Source organism: Deefgea sp. CFH1-16 (assembly GCF_016881365.1).
Classification (GTDB): domain Bacteria; phylum Pseudomonadota; class Gammaproteobacteria; order Burkholderiales; family Chitinibacteraceae; genus Deefgea.
This window is the reverse complement of the sequence record NZ_WLYT01000001.1, coordinates 515268-532540: the sequence shown is the minus strand read 5'-3', so window position 1 is coordinate 532540 and position 17273 is coordinate 515268. Positions and strand designations below refer to the sequence as shown.

21 protein-coding genes and 1 riboswitch are annotated in these 17273 nt (G+C 51.6%); of the genes, 12 read left to right on the top strand and 9 right to left on the bottom strand.

All coding sequences use genetic code 11. The features are described from left to right. The first annotated feature begins 202 nt into the window (after positions 1 to 202). From GKO28_RS02785 to GKO28_RS02775, 3 genes are all read left to right on the top strand, one after another. Positions 203 to 1384 (top strand): glycoside hydrolase family 18 protein, encoded by a 1182-nt coding sequence (locus GKO28_RS02785; RefSeq protein WP_182075284.1) that lies wholly within the window; start codon positions 203 to 205, stop codon positions 1382 to 1384. Between the two features lie 165 nt (positions 1385 to 1549). Next, positions 1550 to 2233, top strand: a complete 684-nt coding sequence (locus GKO28_RS02780) for an AzlC family ABC transporter permease (protein WP_182075283.1) — start codon at positions 1550 to 1552, stop codon at positions 2231 to 2233. A gap of 51 nt (positions 2234 to 2284) precedes the next feature. Continuing rightward, positions 2285 to 2548 carry an AzlD domain-containing protein gene (locus GKO28_RS02775; RefSeq protein WP_182075282.1) on the top strand — a complete coding sequence of 88 codons (264 nt, stop codon included), beginning with the start codon at positions 2285 to 2287 and terminating at the stop codon, positions 2546 to 2548. A gap of 82 nt (positions 2549 to 2630) precedes the next feature. Here GKO28_RS02775 and GKO28_RS02770 read toward each other — a convergent pair whose 3' ends face one another. Then, on the bottom strand, positions 2631 to 3611 hold the full coding sequence (locus tag GKO28_RS02770) for a type II secretion system F family protein (protein WP_182075281.1): 981 nt from the start codon (positions 3609 to 3611) through the stop codon (positions 2631 to 2633). Positions 3612 to 3707: 96 nt separating this feature from the next. After that, positions 3708 to 3931: riboswitch (Lysine riboswitch) on the top strand. 82 nt (positions 3932 to 4013) lie between these two features. On the opposite strand from GKO28_RS02770, the gene GKO28_RS20975 reads away from it, so the two are divergent. Both GKO28_RS20975 and GKO28_RS20970 read left to right on the top strand, forming a co-directional pair. Further along, entirely contained in the window at positions 4014 to 4394 is a 381-nt protein-coding gene (locus GKO28_RS20975; RefSeq protein ID WP_182075280.1) for a dihydrodipicolinate synthase family protein, read from the top strand. Positions 4395 to 4405: 11 nt separating this feature from the next. After that, entirely contained in the window at positions 4406 to 4876 is a 471-nt protein-coding gene (locus GKO28_RS20970) for a dihydrodipicolinate synthase family protein (RefSeq protein ID WP_203563866.1), read from the top strand. Between the two features lie 74 nt (positions 4877 to 4950). Here GKO28_RS20970 and GKO28_RS19085 read toward each other — a convergent pair whose 3' ends face one another. From GKO28_RS19085 to GKO28_RS19075, 3 genes are all read right to left on the bottom strand, one after another. Further along, complete coding sequence (locus GKO28_RS19085) at positions 4951 to 5127, bottom strand: hypothetical protein (protein ID WP_247646310.1); 177 nt, start codon at positions 5125 to 5127, stop codon at positions 4951 to 4953. Between the two features lie 136 nt (positions 5128 to 5263). Beyond that, a complete protein-coding gene (locus GKO28_RS19080; RefSeq protein WP_247646308.1) occupies positions 5264 to 5866 on the bottom strand; it encodes a nitronate monooxygenase in 603 nt (200 codons plus the stop codon). Then, positions 5817 to 6227 (bottom strand): hypothetical protein, encoded by a 411-nt coding sequence (locus GKO28_RS19075; RefSeq protein WP_247646306.1) that lies wholly within the window; start codon positions 6225 to 6227, stop codon positions 5817 to 5819. The genes GKO28_RS19080 and GKO28_RS19075 overlap by 50 nt, the downstream gene beginning before the upstream one ends. A gap of 282 nt (positions 6228 to 6509) precedes the next feature. On the opposite strand from GKO28_RS19075, the gene bioF reads away from it, so the two are divergent. From bioF to bioH, 4 genes are all read left to right on the top strand, one after another. After that, on the top strand, positions 6510 to 7724 hold the full coding sequence (bioF, locus tag GKO28_RS02750) for an 8-amino-7-oxononanoate synthase (protein WP_182075278.1): 1215 nt from the start codon (positions 6510 to 6512) through the stop codon (positions 7722 to 7724). A 16-nt stretch (positions 7725 to 7740) separates the two neighbouring features. After that, positions 7741 to 8397: a Rossmann-like and DUF2520 domain-containing protein gene (locus tag GKO28_RS02745; RefSeq protein WP_247646304.1), complete on the top strand. Its 657-nt coding sequence runs from the start codon at positions 7741 to 7743 to the stop codon at positions 8395 to 8397. Continuing rightward, positions 8378 to 8602, top strand: a complete 225-nt coding sequence (locus GKO28_RS19070; protein WP_247646302.1) for a DUF2520 domain-containing protein — start codon at positions 8378 to 8380, stop codon at positions 8600 to 8602. Before GKO28_RS02745 ends, GKO28_RS19070 begins: the two co-directional genes overlap by 20 nt. Positions 8603 to 9007: 405 nt before the next feature. Then, on the top strand, positions 9008 to 9772 hold the full coding sequence (gene bioH, locus GKO28_RS02740; RefSeq protein ID WP_182075277.1) for a pimeloyl-ACP methyl ester esterase BioH: 765 nt from the start codon (positions 9008 to 9010) through the stop codon (positions 9770 to 9772). 41 nt (positions 9773 to 9813) lie between these two features. Here bioH and GKO28_RS02735 read toward each other — a convergent pair whose 3' ends face one another. The 5 genes from GKO28_RS02735 to GKO28_RS02715 form a co-directional block, all read right to left on the bottom strand. Next, entirely contained in the window at positions 9814 to 10845 is a 1032-nt protein-coding gene (locus tag GKO28_RS02735; protein ID WP_182075276.1) for a methyl-accepting chemotaxis protein, read from the bottom strand. A gap of 13 nt (positions 10846 to 10858) precedes the next feature. Further along, positions 10859 to 11368 carry a hypothetical protein gene (locus tag GKO28_RS02730; protein ID WP_182075275.1) on the bottom strand — a complete coding sequence of 170 codons (510 nt, stop codon included), beginning with the start codon at positions 11366 to 11368 and terminating at the stop codon, positions 10859 to 10861. Positions 11369 to 11513: 145 nt separating this feature from the next. Beyond that, positions 11514 to 11810, bottom strand: coding sequence for a hypothetical protein (locus GKO28_RS02725; protein ID WP_182075274.1), 297 nt, complete (start codon positions 11808 to 11810; stop codon positions 11514 to 11516). Positions 11811 to 12011: 201 nt separating this feature from the next. After that, a complete protein-coding gene (locus GKO28_RS02720) occupies positions 12012 to 12746 on the bottom strand; it encodes a DsbC family protein (protein ID WP_182075273.1) in 735 nt (244 codons plus the stop codon). A gap of 55 nt (positions 12747 to 12801) precedes the next feature. After that, a complete protein-coding gene (locus GKO28_RS02715; protein WP_182075272.1) occupies positions 12802 to 13983 on the bottom strand; it encodes a UbiH/UbiF family hydroxylase in 1182 nt (393 codons plus the stop codon). A 75-nt stretch (positions 13984 to 14058) separates the two neighbouring features. On the opposite strand from GKO28_RS02715, the gene GKO28_RS02710 reads away from it, so the two are divergent. From GKO28_RS02710 to GKO28_RS02700, 3 genes are read left to right on the top strand one after another with little or no spacing between them, the layout of a single operon-like run. Continuing rightward, positions 14059 to 15579: a ComEC/Rec2 family competence protein gene (locus tag GKO28_RS02710; protein WP_182075271.1), complete on the top strand. Its 1521-nt coding sequence runs from the start codon at positions 14059 to 14061 to the stop codon at positions 15577 to 15579. After that, positions 15545 to 16402, top strand: coding sequence for a ComEC/Rec2 family competence protein (locus GKO28_RS02705; protein WP_182075270.1), 858 nt, complete (start codon positions 15545 to 15547; stop codon positions 16400 to 16402). The genes GKO28_RS02710 and GKO28_RS02705 overlap by 35 nt, the downstream gene beginning before the upstream one ends. Then, complete coding sequence (locus GKO28_RS02700; RefSeq protein ID WP_182075269.1) at positions 16399 to 17199, top strand: MOSC domain-containing protein; 801 nt, start codon at positions 16399 to 16401, stop codon at positions 17197 to 17199. Before GKO28_RS02705 ends, GKO28_RS02700 begins: the two co-directional genes overlap by 4 nt. Positions 17200 to 17273: the final 74 nt, after the last annotated feature.

Below are 17273 nucleotides of genomic sequence, written 5' to 3'. Positions count from 1 at the left end.
CGTTAGCCTGTCGGGCCAGCATTGCGCCGCTGGATTTGTTCACGAGCAAGCATTTCGGGCGAATATGGGCGTCTGCCGTGTGATTGAGACAAATCGCCGGTTGATTGGGACATTTAATCCATGTAAGGAAGTCCGTATGCTCTGAGCTGAGTTTGCTGTATCGCTATCGTAATGCCCCTTATTAACCCCTTCGAGCTGCATCATGATGAGATTATCGGTGTTATTTTTGAGTGCGCTGGCTTTCACTGCGCCAAGTTTTGCCGCAGAAAAATTAGTGTCGTATTTACCGACTTGGCGTGATGCCAAAGTAGTGAGCCAAGCAGGCCAGCAACTGCCGGTGCTCGATTATGGCATTTTGTCATTTATCGAAGTGGACGCCGATGGCAAAGCGTTTCTTTCGCCAGCGGCTAAAGCTGGGGCTGATTTGTGGCGTGCTGAGTTTGTTAAAGCCAAAAAGGTCAATCCCAAATTTAACTGTATGTGGGCCATTGGTGGCTGGACCGGATCGCGCAATATCGCCAAAACTGCGCAAACCGAAGCGGGGCGCGAAAAACTGGTGCAATCGGCGATTGGCATTATGCGCGATTACCAATGCAGCGGTTTGGATTTGGATTGGGAGCATCCGGTGACGGGGGGCGACTATGCCAAAGACGCATCACCCGCAGATGCGCAAAACTGGGTGAGTTTAATTCGTGATTTGCGCCAAGGCTTAGACGCGGCGGGTAAAAAAGATAAAAAAACCTATGTGTTAAGCGTTGCCACCCCGGGCAATAATGGCGGTTGGGTGATGCAAGGGTATGACTTAAAAGCGGCGTTGCCGATGCTCGATTGGGTGTTTTTAATGGCCTATGATCGCGCAGGCGGCTGGAGTAAAACCGCCACCTTGCAAGCGAGCTTGCATGCGGTGCCGGGCGACCCAGATGGTGGGGTTTTCTCCAGCAGCAAAGCCATTGAATATTATTTGGCGCAAGGCGCTAAGCCGTCGCAATTGGTGCTCGGCGTGCCGTTTTATGCCCGTGGTTTAGGCAATGTTGCCGCAGGGCCAAATGGTGATGGTTTGGCACAAAGTATGTCGGGCCCGGGTTTGAACGATCAGGCGGAAGTTGGCGTGATGACGTGGGGTCAATTGCAGGCGGCGCAGTTGCCAAGTCAAGGCTGGCAAGTGCATCGCAATGCTGAGTCAGGGCAGACGCCGTATCTTTACCATGCCGCTAAAAAAGAGCTGATCACCTTTGACGACCCGACTTCTTTGGCTGAGAAGGTCAAATTCGTTAAAGACAAAAAACTCGGTGGGGTGATGATTTGGGAAATCACGCAAGACGATGCGGATTTTACTTTACTTAAAAGCTTGCGCCGAAGTTTAAACGCCAAACCATTTAGCTGATCGTTATTGGCTTGGATTTGGCCCGCGCCCCATTGCTGTGAATGGGGCGTTTTTATATCTAAACGCGATTGGCGAGGTGCACGCTGGCGCGTAATCGGCGGTTTTAGCGCTTGGGCTTGGCTGATGGCGGTTGTCAGTAATATTGAACTGTCATAATATGTTGCAATGCAAAATTTAAATCCAGCTTTCAAAGTCGGTGTGCTCGATACCCTACCTTTACAAATGGGCGTGGCCCCGTTTGCGCTCATTTTTGGTACTTTGGCGGGGCCCGCAGGTTTATCGCCATGGGCAACCATGGCGATGTCGGTATTGGTCTACGCCGGATCCAGCCAGTTTTTGGCGCTCAGCTTACTGGCTGTCGGCGCAGCGCTGCCGGTGATTATTTTTACCACGCTGATTATTAATTTGCGCCATGCCTTGTATAGCGCCACCTTGCAGCTGCCGTTTGCCCATCTGCCATTTTGGCGGCGCGCGCTGCTGGCGTTTTTTTTAACCGACGAAACTTTTGCCGTGGTGCAAAGCGCGGCCAGCCGCAAAATGCTGCCACTTGATTCGGTGATGCTGGGCTCGGGTTTGGTCAATTTCAGCACGTGGGTTGTATTTACCGGCATCGGTATTGTGCTGGGCAACAACATTCCGCAGTTGCAGCATTGGGGACTTGAATTTGCAATGGTGGCGACTTTTATCGGCATTGTGGTGCCGTTGCTGGTGTCGCGCGCACAAGTGCTATGTGCGGTGGTGGCTGGGACGACGGCGCTATTGGCGCATGGCTTGCCGTATAAATTAGGCCTATTGTTGGCGGTGTTGCTTGGGGTATGGGCGGCAATGCTATTTAAGGAAAAGGCTTGATGGATATACTGACTACAATCGGCTTGCTGCTTGGCATGGCCTTGGTGACTTATGGTTTGCGGGTGTGTTTTTTTTCTCCCCGGCGTGGGCGAGCGCTTTCCGCCGGTGTTACGCCAAGCGGCAAGCTATGTGCCAGTGGCGGTATTAACGGCGATTATTACCCCAGAAATTTTTATGTCCCAAGGACATTGGCAAGCATTGAGCCCACAATTGGGCGGATGTATTGCGACCGGCTTGATCGTGTGGCGTAGCAAAAAACTCATGCTGGGGATTGTGCTGGGCATGGCGGTGTATTACGCCTTGCGCTTACTTTAGCGTTACCGCCGATGGTGTTAAGTCCTAGTTTGAGGCGCGCAGCAGCAATAATACAAAAGCTGCAGCTTTAAACTCAAAGCAATTATAAATCAGCCGGCACTTGCGGCATGAATGCGCCGCTGGTCAAAATACCCCACGCCATCCAGCCGGCGATCAGTACATAAATGAGGCGCGGCAACCAGGCGGCCATTTGCGTGGCGCTGTGCGCTAGATCGGCGCTTTGTTGATTGGCAACGCGTTGCAGCATTTCCGGCAATGTACCGCTGGCTTCGCCCGTTTGCACCATCGCCACTAAGTGCGGATCGGCCAACCATGGCACGGCGCTGAAAGCGGCGGTGAGTGTTTGGCCGCGCTTTAATTGCCGTAATAATGGCTGAGTTTGCTGTTGCAAATACGCGCAGTTCAGCGTCGATTGGGCAATGGGTATGGCAGTAAACATCGACACGCCAGCGTGCAGCAGCAGCGCCAAACTGGCGATAAAATCATGTTGCTTGCTGCGTAAATACCAAGCGCCCAATAGCGGCGTTTGCAGCAGGGCTTTTACCAGTGTTGCTGAGGTATTGCGCTCAAACGATTGCAGTACCAATCTTCCAAGCCGATACATCAAGTAAATTAAGAGCAGCGGCGTAATAATCCCCAGAGCATAGCTCGATAAACTGAGCGATCCCATTATCAATGCGGGTAGTGGATTAATCAGTAGCGCCAGTAATAGGGTGAGGGCGGGCATGGCTAATTTGGCGCGAACTTGCTTGGTTAAGCGGGCAATCAGCGCCGATTGCTCGGCTAGGCGGTGATACAGCAGGGCAGGGCTGCCGGCATGGCAAGATGCTGCGATGAGTGCTGCGTCCAGTGGATTAAATAGTCCCGCCTGCACGCCCGCTTGGGCAATGCTTTTGCCGCGCGCCAAGGCTTTACGCATCGCGGCTAACTGCGGCTGATAGCGCGGCGCTAGATTCAGGCTGGCAAAAGCCTGCGCTGTCGGCAAGCCGGCGCGCTCAAGCACGGCCAATTGATTGAATAAATCGGCACGAATCGGATGCGGTAGTGGCGAAAATGAGCTCATAAGCTGCAGTATTGCTGATTGAGCTTAAAAAGGCGACTGTGATGGCTGTCAGGTGGTTGACAATCAGACCGGCTTCAGTTGCAATAGCAGTTCTTGAACGACAAGAGAGGCGCCTTGCCCAGGTCGTACTACCGCAGAGATCAAGCTCTGTGTGCGCTAGGCGCAGTTGGCTTCCCCCAATTGAACCATGCAGCACCATCGGTGGTATTAGGGGGAGCAAGGCCGAAGCGATGGGGGACTTGAATCTCCGATTGCTGGTTACAGAGGCTGAATCCTCTGAACTGTCAGTAATCATCGATTACTGGAGTGCTCTTGGTGATGATTTCATTGTCAGCTGGCGTGTTGCCAGCGCATCATTGCCGCACTTTTCCTCTCTCCAAGCGTCTTTTATTGGAGATCACCATGACTGTTACCCAGACCCCACTTTGGACCGCACTGATTACGCCGATGCAAGCCGATGGCTGCGTGGATTTTGCGGCGTTAACGCGTTTATTGTACGAGCAAGCTACTGCCGGCAATGGCATTACTTTGCTGGGCTCAACCGGCGAAGGCGCGAATTTAAGTTTGGCCGAGCGCCAAGCGATTATCGAGCATGCCTGTCGTTTGCAACTGAATGTGCCGCTGATGGTGGGCGTGGGTGGTTTGGATTTGGCCAGCCAATTAGATTGGTTGGCCTTTTGCGAAACGCAGCCGGTGTCGGCGTATTTATTGGTCACGCCGATTTATGCCAAACCCGGCGCGCAAGGTCAGCAGCGTTGGTTTAAGCCTTACTCGATGCGGTGAGCAAACCGTGTATGTTATATAACATTCCATCGCGCTCGGGCGTGGCTTTGGCCGAAGCGGCGATTGCCGCTTTAATTGGGCATCCGAATTTCTGGGCGGTGAAAGAGTCTGGCGGCAATCCACTGCGCTTTGCGGAACTTAAATCAGCGTTTCCGCAAATTGCCTGGTACTCGGGTGACGACGTGTGGTTTGCCGAGCATGCCTTATTGGGTGCGGCCGGTTTAGTCTCGGTGGCGAGTAATGTTTGGCCGCAGCAAGTGGCCGATATTGTGGCTAAAGGCTTGGCCGGCGAGGCCATTGGTGCGGTATTGCGCGAGACGGCGGAGAGCTTATTTGTCGCACCAAGCCCGATTCCGACCAAAGCTTTAATGCATTATCAGCAGCGCATTGCCAGTAATGTATTGCGCTTACCGTTATGCGCCGAAGATTTAGCTTCGCTGGCGCCGTTATTGGCGGCTGATTTGCAATGGGCGGCGGCTTAAGCGCAAACGAGTCATCGATTGGAATAAAAAAACCGCCATCAAAAAGGGCGGTTTTTTTGTGCTTGCTGCTTAACTTAGACCGCAGCTTCATCCAATTCGGGCAGAGCCACTTGGTTGTCGGTACTAAATTGATAGTCTTTAAACACGTGCTCAGCAGTGAGCAATTGATAACGACCATCGGCAAGGCGATTGGTGGTGTCTTTGAGGCGGTAAGTGTAGTGGCCGCAAGTCCAACAATCAAAATTACGCATGTGCGTGCACAAGCAAGTTTTTTCGTAAACGTGAATTTCAGAAATCTTTTTCGCGTTCGGATTTTCTTCGATCACTTTGTTATACGCCTGAATGTAAGAGCAGTTGCCGCTGGCATCGAGCAAATACCCATACGCTTCACAATTGGGGCGAATACCAGAGCCAATGGCGGGGTGTGTTTTTCAACATCCGCATTGGGTAGCCGGTGGGTGAAATCTGATTCACTTCGATCAGGTCTTCATCGGCTTTAAAGTATTCTTGCTTCACATCGTCTGGCAAGCCACATTCTTTGGTCACGGTAAAGCGCGTTGCGACTTGTACGCCACCTGCGCCCATTTCTAAGAATTTGACGGCATCAGAACCAGTGAAAATACCACCGGCTGGAATCACCGGCATATTCTCGTAGCCTTCTTTTTGCACCCAAGCGAGCACGTCGGCCACGATGTCTTCCAGCTTAAAATCAGCCCAATCCATGCCAAAGCCCAAATGGCCGCCAGCTAATGGGCCTTCAACGACGACAAAATCGGGTAAACGGCCCGTACGGGCCGATTTTTTGATAAACAATTGCAGGGCACGCACTGAGGAAACAATAATCCCGAGCTTGGCAGTATGAAAGCGCGGATGGTTTTCAATCAGCGCAAAAGAGCCTAAATGCAAACCGGCGGCTAAGGTGATGCCGTCGATGCCGGCATCAAGCGCAGCATTCATCCGCACGCGCAAGGTTTCTTTTGGGCCGTTCATCGTCAACTTTTTCCATACAGTTGATGAAGATCATGCCATTGCCTTGCTTACGCGCCATGGTGGCTTCAACGTGTAAACGGGTGGCGTTGGCCAGCTGTTCTAAATCGAATTGCACCACGGCTTTGTCGCTATTGGCGACATTGAACTTGTATTGCTTGAGTTTGTCTTTGACGTATTTTGTGTTGTAGCGACGATCGGTGACCGTATTAATCATCGCATCGGAGATATGCCCGATACCGCCAAGACGGCAAGCTTCTAGTGCTAAGTCGGCTGTGGAAATGTCTACCCCCATGCCACCGATCATAATCGGCACATACTCTTCTTTACCAAATTTCAGACGAAAATCATCAACACGCTTCATTAGATCGTTCCATTCTTAAGCTGGTTTTAAGGCCAGCTCAATGATGAGTAAAATTTTTCAATGGCGAATGATAACGTGTAAAAGGGGTTTTTGGCTTGTGTCAATGATGACAATACGCAAGATTTTGCCAAAGGCATCATTGTGTAACTCTTTTTTCTTGCAAAATTTAATTGTATTTGTCGTGGTTGTTTCCATTTTAGTCAGAAATATAGAGGCTGGATGTAAAGAGAATTTCAAATCTAAATCATTTAGAATGCTCACTTCGATACAAAAGGACCTGCTATGTCGCAGTTGCACTGGTTTTCACAACTAGCAGACGAACTCGCCGAGCGAAAATCAGCGCATCTCTATCGATCGCGCCGGGTGCTGGCTTCGCCACAAGGCGCACACGTCACTGTGGCAGATCGAGTGTTGTGTAATTTTTGCAGTAATGATTATCTAGGCTTGGCTAACCACCCGCAATTGATTGCTGCAGCCCAAGCAGGCGCGGCGCGTTGGGGCGTCGGCAGTGGTGCTTCGCATTTGGTGGCCGGGCATTTTGCGGTGGAGCAGCAGCTGGAAGAGCGCTTGGCGGCGTGGGCGAATAAACCGGCGGCGATCACCTTGTCGACTGGTTATATGGCCAATTTGGCGGTGATTACCGGATTGATGTCGCGTGGCGATGCGATTTTTGCCGATAAGCTCAATCACGCTTCGCTCAATGATGCGATGGTGTTGTCGCGTGCCGACGTAAAACGTTTTGCGCATGGCGATCTGCCAGCCTTGGCGCGGCAACTGGCCGCATCCAAAGCTGCACGCAAAATGATTGTGGTCGACGCGGTATTTAGTATGGATGGCGATATTGCGCCGCTGGCCGAAATGCTGAAATTGGCCGAGCAATACGACGCGCTACTTTATGTCGATGACGCGCATGGCTTTGGGGTATTAGGCAATGGGCGTGGCACTTTGGCTGAGCTGGGTTTATCGTCGCCACGGATTATTTATATGGCGACGTTGGGTAAGGCTGCGGGCGTTGCCGGGGCGTATATTGCTGCAGAGCAGGTGGTGATTGATTATCTGGTCAATACTGCCAAGCCGTATATCTATACCACGGCTGCGCCGCCACTAATTGCTGCGGCGATGCATGCCAGCTTGGATTTGATTGAGCACGATGTGGCACGGCGTGAGTGCTTGCAGCAGCATATTGCGTATTTCCGCCAACGTTTGGCGAGTGCTTGCACTTTATTGCCATCAAAAACGGCGATTCAGCCGATTATTTTGCCCAGCAGTGAAATTGCGGTGCAAGTGTCTGCGGCTTTATTTGCCGCTGGATTTTGGGTGGCGGCAATTCGCCCACCGACGGTGGCCACGCCGCGTTTGCGGGTGGTGCTCAGTGCCGCGCATACGCAGGATGAAGTGGCGGCATTGTGTGAGCAGTTGTTGCTGATTTTGTCGGCATTGCCTGCGGCCGATTTAACGCCAGCGGCGGGTTCAAGCGCTGCAGGCGTAATCGATTAAGGATTAAGGCGTTTTTATGCTCAAACTCAAACTCAATCTCATCGGCCCTGGCCGCTTGGGGCAATCGATGGCCCGCTTGGCGCAATTATCGGGGCAATATCAGATTGCTGGCGTATTGGCGCGAACGCCAGCGGCGCACAAGGCGCTGGATTTTATCGGCGCAGGGCAGGTGGTAGCTACGCTATCGGCTTTGCCCGCCGCTGATTTATGGTTGCTTGCCGTGCCCGATTCAGCCATTGCTGCGGTGGCGAGCGAGCTGGCTCAGGCAGGCGTAGTTGCTGCAGGGAATGTGGTATTTCATGCTAGCGGCGCCTTAGATGCGCAACAGCTGGCGCCACTCCGCGCGCAAGGCGCTCAGCTAGCGAGTGTGCATCCGGCGTTTTCTTTTGCCGATCCCGCGCGAGCCGTGGCGACTTTTGCTGGCACGCTGTGCGCGATTGAAGGCGACGCTGTGGCGTGTGCGCGTTTGCAAGCGTGGGTCAGTGCTGTGGGCGGCGTGCCATTTGCACTGCAAGCTGGCGGTAAAACGGCGTATCACGCCGCGCTAACGATGGCTGCCAATTATTTGGTGACTTTGGCTGAAGTATCGCTGCAAACGGCCAATCAAGCGGGTATCGCGCCGGAGATGGCGCAGCGCTTGGTGTTGGGCTTTGATGCAGCAAACTTTAAATAATATCGTCGCCATTGGGCCTGCTGCGGCATTGACGGGGCCGATTGTGCGTGGAGATAGTGCCACCGTCGCCCAGCACTTGGCGGTTTTGCCCAGCCAGCATCGCGTGCTGTATCAAGTTTTAGGGCAACACACGCAATGCTTAGCTGGCGAGCGTTTAAACCCGCAGCAGCAGCAAGCGCTGGCGCAATATTTACATAAGCAATGAGGTGTTGGGTGGGTATATGATTGCAGGCTATAAAATTAAAACACTGCATATAGATACCAAACGATATAAGTGCTGTTCGGATGACATGTTGATGGTTTTAAGTGCCTGCGGTACGGTGATTTACAGTCGCAGTCAGTGGCGAACCCTCTTTCTTTCCCCCCTCTTTCTTTGACTCGTCAAAGAAAGAGGGGGAAAGAAAGGCGATTTTGATCTCGCCCAGCTCCGCTGTGCCCTTGATCGATCGTGAGCCAAACGATAAAGCTGTTTGTCTCTGACTCACTCGGTGCGCTTGGACGGGTTTTAAGCCCCGTACCAACGAGTGCGGCATAGCATCAACACTAGATCTGAGCACGTTGAAATAATGGGGATATGTCAGCCCTAAATCGATTGACTGGGAATAAATGAATGTGGATTGAAACGCGGGGCCAAGGGCCTGATGTGGTTTTGTTGCATGGTTGGGCAATGAATAGCACGGTATGGAATTCGATTGCGGATGCTTTGGCGCAAGAGTATTGCGTGCATTTAGTCGATTTACCCGGCCATGGTGCGTCGCCTGCCGAAGGGCCATTAAGTTTGTCAGCGATGGTGGCGGCGGTGGATGCGGCGTTTCCTTGGCCGGTGCAAGTGATCGGCTGGTCTTTGGGCGGCGCGGTGGCGGCCGCTTGGGCGATTAGTCAGCCGCAAAAAGTGAAGTCTTTGAGCCTCATTGCATCCAGTCCGTGTTTTTATGCAGCAAGCCGATTGGGCCAGCGCGATGCCAGCCACGGTATATTGGCGCAATTTGCCGAGCAATTGCAGCAAGATTGGCAAGGTACACTGAAACGCTTTATTAGTTTGCAAGCAATGGGCGACGCTAGCGCGCGCGCGGTGACCAAGGAATTATTGGCTGATTTATTCAAGCACGGTGAGCCGAGTTTAACTGCGCTGAGTGAGGGCTTGGCGATATTGCGCGATACCGATTTACGCGCGCAAATGCGCCAAATTGATTGCCCTGTGCTGCTGCAATACGGTGATCGCGATACCTTAACGCCAGTGGCGGTGGCGCATTGGCTGGCCAGTCAATTGAGTGATGTGACGTTAGACATTCATCAAGGTGCCGCACACGCGCCGTTTTTATCGCATCGCGACGCATTTTTGGCGACGCAGCTGGCGTTTCTGGCTAAAAATTAATCGTAGCCGCTCGGGTAAGGAGTGTGTTGCGAGATCGATTTTTAAAGCTTGAACTGGGTAACGAGCTGATCTAATTGGGTGGCGCTGCGTTTCAGGTCGAGTGATAAATCTGCATTGGCATCGGCACTCAGGCTATTGTCTTCGGCCAAACGGGCAATCTTTTCGACACTTTGTGCGATGGCGTGGCTGGCTAGTTTTTGTTCGGCCATGGCCGTGTTGATTTCAGCAATGGCATTCAGTTCTTCGCGGCTGCTGCTATTGATATTGCTGAGCGCCTTGCTGGCATCGCTCACGCGTTCGCTACCGCGCGCCATTTCTTCGCGAGCGATGACCATGCCTTTGACCGCTTCATCGGTGTCTTGACGAATGGTGGTAACAAGTTTGGTGATTTCGGTGGTTGATGCGCTAGTGCGCTCGGCTAATTTGCGAACTTCATCGGCTACCACGGCAAACCCTCGGCCTTGCTCTCCGGCACGGGCGGCTTCAATGGCGGCATTGAGCGCCAATAAATTGGTTTGATCGGCGATTTCTTTAATGACTTGCACGATGCTGCCAATTTCAGTGGAGTGCACTTGCATATTGTCGACTTTGCCGCCTAAATCTTGCAGGTTATCGGAGAGCTCACTGATTTCGTGCAACACCGATTGCATCAGCGTTTGCCCTTGCTGTACATCTTTTTGCGCCGCTTGCGCTTGCTGCTCTGATGAGGCGGCATGTTCTGAAACGGTGGCGATGCTCACGCTCATTTGTTCCATGGCCGCGGCCATTTCACTGGATGCACTGGCTTGGTGGTGCGAGGCTTGCACCACTTGGTCTGAGTTTTGATTGAGTCGATCTGCTGAGTTTGAAACGGCATTGGCGTTTTGACGAATTTGGCCGATTAAATGCCGTAAGCTGAGCGCCATAATATTAAAGCTTTCGCCGACATCAGCGAGTTCATCTTTGATATTGAGATGAATCGTGCGGCTTAAGTCACCATTGGCGAGTAATTGTGCTTCTAAACGTAATTGATTGACCGAGCCATGGATTGAGAAATATGCCCCCACCAATAAATAGGCACCTAAACCCAGCATGATAAGCGCAAGGCTAAGAATAAAATTGCGCGTGACCCAGAATTCGATTTTCTCTCATTGTTAACGCAGTTTCTATTTCGGCAATCACTTGAACAGAGAATTGATTGAGTGCGTCGATAGTGCTACTGAGTTGTGCAAAATGGGCGGCGGGATCGACATTAATCGTGGTGCTCGCAAACTGGCTTTGAAGGTATTGGGCATTTTGATTGAGTTGTTCTCCCGATTTTTTTCCGACTGCTTTTAGTTGTTCAACCGAGGTGCGATCTAGTTTGCTATTGATGTGCTCTGCAGCCTGTTGTGCTAAAAGCGCGAGCGTACTTATTTGAATCGCCTCTTCGGGCGTAGCGGTTTTTTCGGTGGCCAGTCGAGTGCCGATACCACGTGCTTTAGCTAAGGTTTCTGCGGCAGGTATTAAGTCAGCAAAGTAAATATCTTGCAGATAGTAGCTGTCACTTTCTGGGTCTAACGATAGTCCCGAGTGATGTGCGACATCGCCTAATAAGGAGAGGCTTTGTGCAATCACAAGACTGTGTTGCTGGAAGTTATTCTTTGATTGCTGCCATTGTGTGATTAAAGGGGTGATTGCGGTTTCTAGTTTTTGCCATTTTTCAACAACGTTGGTGAGCGGCGCAGCGTCGACTTGTGTTTTAACTTGATCAATCGCGGTTTTAAGCTTTTGTTCTGACTCGGTAATTGCCGGTGCAAAGTCGGTTTTTTCTTTGCAAAAAAGCGGTAGTTAGCCCGCGATGGCGCTGCAATTGATTGACGACATCGCGCATTGCATTGGCGTACTGTAAACCAACGCGTTCGTTTTCAATTGTGCTGAGTTCGTTATTAAAATTCACCACAATTCGATTCAGCATAAATAATGTTGGAATCGCCAAAATGCAGGCAATCAGCATGAATTTTTGCGCAAAGCGTAATTTTGAAACCAAGGCAATCGCCGGTGAAAATAGCATGTGCATGACTGAAATCTCGATACAATCGACAGTCCACTATAAGTAGTAATCTTCAAGAAGGATAGGTGAAATTGTTTTGTCGAATTTAGCTAAAGCTAGGTTTGGAATGAATTAATTACGAAGATTTTGAGTGGTGAGCCAAATAAAAAGCCCCGCCCTTCCATTTGGAAAAACGAGGCTTGTTTGCCAGCGAATTGAGCGTGGTGTTTATTTTTGTGTAGCGAGGATTTTTTCGATTTCGTCTTTTGGAATTGCACCCGAAACGATTTGGCCATCCGCAAAAATCAACGCTGGCGTGCCGTTGATGCCGAGTGATTCGCCGAGTTTAACACTGCGTGCGATTGGGTTGTCGCAGGTGGTTTTGCCGCCGGTAGGCAGATTGCCGTTGTGCATGAATTCGCTCCATGCTTTTTGTGGGTTTTTCACTACACTACACCAGATGAGCTCTGATTTACGCGCTGCATCTGGGTGCAAGCCAGCCAGTGGCATCAAGAAAGTGTAAATCGTGATGTTTTCGATGCCTGCCAAACTTTGCGTTTCAAGGCGTTTGCAAAATGGGCAATCTGGATCAGAGAACACCACTAATTTACGGCTACCGTTGCCGCGCACTTCTTTGATGGCGTCAGCCAGTGGCAATTTGGCGAAGTCCACTTTATTGAGTTCGGCCATACGCGCTTCGGTCAGGCTTTTTTTAGTCGCTACATTGACCATATCGCCAACGACGACAAATTCACCTTTGGCATCGGAATACACAATATGGCGCTTGTTTAAAACGACTTCATACAAGCCTTTGATCGGCGTTTCACGTACAGAATCAACCGGCTGGCCAATTTTTTTAGCCAAATTGGCTTTCAAGTCTTTCGGAGGCGCGTCCGCTTGTGCACTGCATGCAGTGAGCGCGATCATGCCGGCGGCAATGAGGGTGCGGGTCAGGTGTTTCATGTGTTTTCCTTCAATCTGGTAAGTGTGCTAGCAACAGCAGCAGCGATCAGCGGTTTTATGAATCCATTGCGTGGCGAATTAATTGCCGTTTTAGCCATGGTAAAGCATTGGTAAAGCCCAGCCCAAAATTGCGTAAACGCATTAAAACGGGATGGTGATTATTAAAGAGCTGCTGCAATCCATCACAAACGGATTGCATTAATCGTACCGGCTCGCGGCGGGCGCGCTCATAGCGCCTTAGGACTAAATAATCGCCGATTCGTTCCGGATGCGTTTTTGTTAATAAGTCAGCCAGTTCGGCAACGTCACCAAAACCTAAATTAACGCCTTGCCCAGCTAAAGGGTGCACCGTATGTGCCGCATCGCCAACCAAAGCTAAACGCGGTTTGACGCAGTGCTCAATCTGATTGAGTTTTAGCTCAAACGCAGCGGGTGGGGTAATTAAAGTGAGTTCGCCCAGTGAAGCATTGCCGGCTTGAACGACTTTGGCTGTCAGTTGGCTGGGGCTTAAATTGAGTAACTCATCTTTCAGCTCGGCATCGCACGACCAAACCATCGACATTTTTTGCTCGGCGAGCGGCAGCCACGCCAAAATTCCGTCGGTTTTAAACCATTGTTGGGCACAGCCGTAGTGCGGTTTTTCAATGGCGAAATTGGCGACAACGCCAAATTGTGCATAGGGTTTGGTGCTGGCTTGAATCCCCGCTTGCCCGCGAACCCAAGACTGCGCCCCATCGGCGCCAACGACTAAACGTGCGCGTAATTGGCGTTGATCGGCCAAGGTGAGCGTAGCAGCATCCAGATCGACCGATAGCGCTTGCGCGCTGGCGGGAGTGATGATGTCAACATGGCTGCAGTCAGCCAGTGCCAACCAAAGCGCGCGCTGTAATTCACGGTTTTCAACGATAAAGGCCAGCTCGTCAACGCCGCTTTCTAGGGCGTTAAATTCCAACAGGGCATCCACGGCGTCACCGCGGATTTTCATCGAGCAAATCGGCGATAAACGTTCTGGGCGAATGCGTTGCCAAGCACCAATCTGCGTTAAGAGCTGACGACTAGCGCGGCTAATGGCATAGACTCTTTGGTCCCACGTGGAGAGATCAAAATCTAGGCAAGGCGCACGGCCTTCGAGCAAGATGACCGAGAGCGAGGTTTTTTTGAGGGCCAGCGCCAAAGCGGCACCGACTAAACCACCACCCACGATAATGATATCGGCATCGAAATTTTTCATGCGCATGAGTTTAACATTGTGAATGATTCGTGCAAGGTGATTTCTTGGGCTAGTCAGCACTCGATTGCCTAAGCTAGATGGATGTTAAGTCGCTATTTATTATTTATTTTTGCTTGGGTGCTTGGCGTGATTACGCTGCAATGGCAAGCGACTTTGCCTGCGGTTACTTGGCCGCTGGCGATGTCTTGCTTAGCGCTGGGGCTATGGTTTTGTCTGAGGCGCTTTAATCAAAGCCGCGCTCTGCAATGGCTGGTGCTGATAGTTGTGGCGTTCAGTTTGGGTTTTGCTTGGGCCACATGGCGGGCGAAAATTCGGATGGCGCAGCGTATTCCAGTCGATTTAGTCGGTCAAACGCTGTGGATGTCGGGTTTTATTGCCGATTTACCGCAAGAATCGCGCTATGGGCCGCGCTTTATTTTTACGCCGGATGCCGATCCCAAGCGAGCGTGGGCAGTTGATCGCATTCAAGTGAACGCCAAAGGCGGGCCTTTTGGCGCTGGCGAGCGGTGGCGCTTGCAGCTCAAACTCAAGCCAATTCATGGCGTGGTGAATTCAGCAGGCTTTGATTTAGAAGCGTGGTTTTTACAGCAAAATATTGCTGCGATTGCCAGCATGAAGTCGGCCGAGCGTTTGCCGGGTTTTTCGGCGCAAGCGGCAGTGCTGCGAATTCGCGCCGCGCTACGCCAACGCATTGAGCACGCTTTACAGGATGCACCGTATCAAGGGGTGATTATTGCGCTCACCATTGGCGATCAAGCTGGGATTCCCAAGCCACAGTGGCAACGATTTGCCCTGACGGGCATTACGCATTTAATCAGTATTTCGGGTTTACACATTACGATGTTGGCGGCGATGGGCATGGCATTAGTGCTGTTTGGCTGGCGGCGTAGTGCGTATTTAACGCAAAGGCTGGCCGCGCAGCGTGCGGCCTTAATCGCCGGCGTATTGATCGCGTTGATGTATAGCGTGTTGGCGGGGATGAGTGTGCCAACGCAGCGCACGGTGTTAATGCTTTTGGTCGGCGCCTGTTGCTTGTGGCGAGCTAGGCCGATGGCAATCAGCGCCATTTGGGCTAGCGCTTTGGCGGTGGTGGTGCTGTTTGATCCTTTTGCCGTGCTCTCGGTTGGTTTTTGGCTGTCGTTTTTGGCGGTTGCGTATTTGATTTGGATGGGCGCCAATCGCATTGGCCGCGAACCGGCGTGGCGTTTGTGGCTAAGTACGCAGTGGGCGGCAACGTTGGCGTCGTTACCGATTTTGGTGCTGGTATTTGGGCAGGTGCCGCTGCTGTCGCCACTAGCCAATGCTTTGGCGATTCCTTTGGTGAGTGTCTTGATTACGCCTTTGGCTTTATTGGGTTTGCTCGACCCAACGGGAACGCTGTTGCGCTGGGCTGAGGGTTTGTTTGCCAATCTTAGATCGCGGATTGCAATGGATTTTGACTTGGCCGTGGCCGGCGCCGGCGCTAGAAATCAGCTCTCCTCCCATGGGTATATTGCCAGTGGCGATGCTGGGTGTGGCTTTGCTGCTATTACCCAGAGGTATTCCTGCACGCTGGCTAGGGTGGCTGATGCTACTGCCCTTGTTTTTTATGCCGCTGCCTAAGTTGGAGGTTGGGCAGTTTAAATTACAGGTGCTCGACGTCGATCAAGGCTTGAGTGTATTGGTGCAAACGCGGCAACACGCTTTACTGTTTGATACCGGACGTGAGGCCAATGCCGAACGCGTGATTTTGCCGGTGTTGCGTCAGGCTGGCGTCACTCGGCTGGATACTTTATTGCTCTCGCATAATGACAACGATCATATTGGCGGCGCGCCGATTTTGCTGGGGCAGGGAGATCGTTTGGCTTTTCCTATGGGTTTGATTTTGCATAGTTTGCCAGAAGATTTGCCGATTTTAAGTAGTAAAGTGGCCAAGCAGCGTTGCCAAACTGGGCAGCGTTGGCGCTGGGATGGCGTTGATTTTGAGGTGTTATGGCTGCACCCCAATTATGCCGCTAACAATGACAATGCCCGCGGTTGTGTGCTGCGAATTCATAATCGCTGGCATAGCGCCTTAATTCCGGCGGATATTAGCCGTCTTGAAGAAGGGGAGCTGCTCGCGGCAGGTTTAGCCAGCACCGAGATCGTGATTGCGCCACATCACGGCAGTAAAAGCGCCTCATCGGATGCATTTATTCAGGCTCTGCAACCGCAATACGCGGTATTTTCAGCGGGGTTTATGAATCAATTTCGCCATCCCCATCCCGATGTACTGCAGCGCTATGCCGCAGCTGGGGCGAGGCTATTGCGAACGGATCAGTCTGGATCATTACAATTTACTGTCGGCGAGCTGATTAAGTTCCAAGAGCAGCGCGCCATTGCCCCGCGATATTGGTACACTGCGACTTATTCTGATCCAAAAACGGCTGTTGGAATTTCGCCATGACCATGTTGCTTTCTGCTTTATACCGCTACCCTCTTAAATCATGCCGTGCTCAAGCACTGAGCCAGAGCCAGCTCGAGGTGCGCGGCTTGCCACAAGATCGAGAATGGATGATTGCCAATTCGGCTGGCGTGCAAATCACCGCGCGCACTGAGCCACGTATTTTATTGATTGGTACTGAGGTCACGCCCGATGGTCTGTGGTTAAAAGCGCCGGGCATGGCCGATTTATTTGTCGCGCTAGCACAGTTTAATGAATTGCATCAGGCGGATGTTTGGGAAACCGAGTTTTTAGCACGGCGCGGAGCACTCGATGCTGATGCATGGTTGTCAGCGTATTTAAATCAAACCGTACATCTGATGTGGCTGGGATTAGAGCCACACCGGCGCTTAAAAAATCATTCGGATGTGGCGATTAGCTTTGTCGACACCTATCCCTTATTAATCATTGGTGAAGGCTCTTTACAAGCGCTGAATGCACGCATTGGTCGTGAGTTGGCGATGCTGCGTTTTCGGCCGAATTTGGTCATTGCCAATAGCGCGCCATTTGCTGAGGATACTTGGCAGCGGATTCGTATTGGCGAGGTGGAGATTGAATTAGCCGAAGCGTGTGAACGTTGTTTGATGACGACCCTCGACCCTGATACCGCTGAGCGCACCAAAGATTCAGAACCGCTGCGTAGTTTGGCTAAGTTTAGAAAAATAGGCGCTGCAGTGGTGTTTGGCCAAAATGCGCGGGTGGTGCAAGGCGGCGCATTACAACTGGGTTTGCCCGTTGAAGTACTGAGTTACAAGAGTTAAGTGATTAAGTCAGCGTTTTCTTGCATCGTAGTCGCGCTTTGCCCTACTCGATATTCTGACTATGGCTTTCATAC

Bases quoted from the DNA above. Each gene is read 5' to 3' on its own strand.
- GKO28_RS02785 (WP_182075284.1), top strand. From the start codon at position 203: ATGATGAGATTATCGGTGTTATTTTTGAGTGCGCTGGCTTTCACTGCG.
- GKO28_RS02780 (WP_182075283.1), top strand. From the start codon at position 1,550: ATGCAAAATTTAAATCCAGCTTTCAAAGTCGGTGTGCTCGATACCCTA.
- GKO28_RS02775 (WP_182075282.1), top strand. From the start codon at position 2,285: ATGGTTTGCGGGTGTGTTTTTTTTCTCCCCGGCGTGGGCGAGCGCTTT.
- GKO28_RS02770 (WP_182075281.1), bottom strand. From the start codon at position 3,611: ATGAGCTCATTTTCGCCACTACCGCATCCGATTCGTGCCGATTTATTC.
- GKO28_RS20975 (WP_182075280.1), top strand. From the start codon at position 4,014: ATGACTGTTACCCAGACCCCACTTTGGACCGCACTGATTACGCCGATG.
- GKO28_RS20970 (WP_203563866.1), top strand. From the start codon at position 4,406: ATGTTATATAACATTCCATCGCGCTCGGGCGTGGCTTTGGCCGAAGCG.
- GKO28_RS19085 (WP_247646310.1), bottom strand. From the start codon at position 5,127: ATGCGTAATTTTGATTGTTGGACTTGCGGCCACTACACTTACCGCCTC.
- GKO28_RS19080 (WP_247646308.1), bottom strand. From the start codon at position 5,866: ATGAACGGCCCAAAAGAAACCTTGCGCGTGCGGATGAATGCTGCGCTT.
- GKO28_RS19075 (WP_247646306.1), bottom strand. From the start codon at position 6,227: ATGAAGCGTGTTGATGATTTTCGTCTGAAATTTGGTAAAGAAGAGTAT.
- bioF (WP_182075278.1), top strand. From the start codon at position 6,510: ATGTCGCAGTTGCACTGGTTTTCACAACTAGCAGACGAACTCGCCGAG.
- GKO28_RS02745 (WP_247646304.1), top strand. From the start codon at position 7,741: ATGCTCAAACTCAAACTCAATCTCATCGGCCCTGGCCGCTTGGGGCAA.
- GKO28_RS19070 (WP_247646302.1), top strand. From the start codon at position 8,378: ATGCAGCAAACTTTAAATAATATCGTCGCCATTGGGCCTGCTGCGGCA.
- bioH (WP_182075277.1), top strand. From the start codon at position 9,008: ATGTGGATTGAAACGCGGGGCCAAGGGCCTGATGTGGTTTTGTTGCAT.
- GKO28_RS02735 (WP_182075276.1), bottom strand. From the start codon at position 10,845: ATGCTGGGTTTAGGTGCCTATTTATTGGTGGGGGCATATTTCTCAATC.
- GKO28_RS02725 (WP_182075274.1), bottom strand. From the start codon at position 11,810: ATGCACATGCTATTTTCACCGGCGATTGCCTTGGTTTCAAAATTACGC.
- GKO28_RS02720 (WP_182075273.1), bottom strand. From the start codon at position 12,746: ATGAAACACCTGACCCGCACCCTCATTGCCGCCGGCATGATCGCGCTC.
- GKO28_RS02715 (WP_182075272.1), bottom strand. From the start codon at position 13,983: ATGCGCATGAAAAATTTCGATGCCGATATCATTATCGTGGGTGGTGGT.
- GKO28_RS02710 (WP_182075271.1), top strand. From the start codon at position 14,059: ATGTTAAGTCGCTATTTATTATTTATTTTTGCTTGGGTGCTTGGCGTG.
- GKO28_RS02705 (WP_182075270.1), top strand. From the start codon at position 15,545: ATGCTACTGCCCTTGTTTTTTATGCCGCTGCCTAAGTTGGAGGTTGGG.
- GKO28_RS02700 (WP_182075269.1), top strand. From the start codon at position 16,399: ATGACCATGTTGCTTTCTGCTTTATACCGCTACCCTCTTAAATCATGC.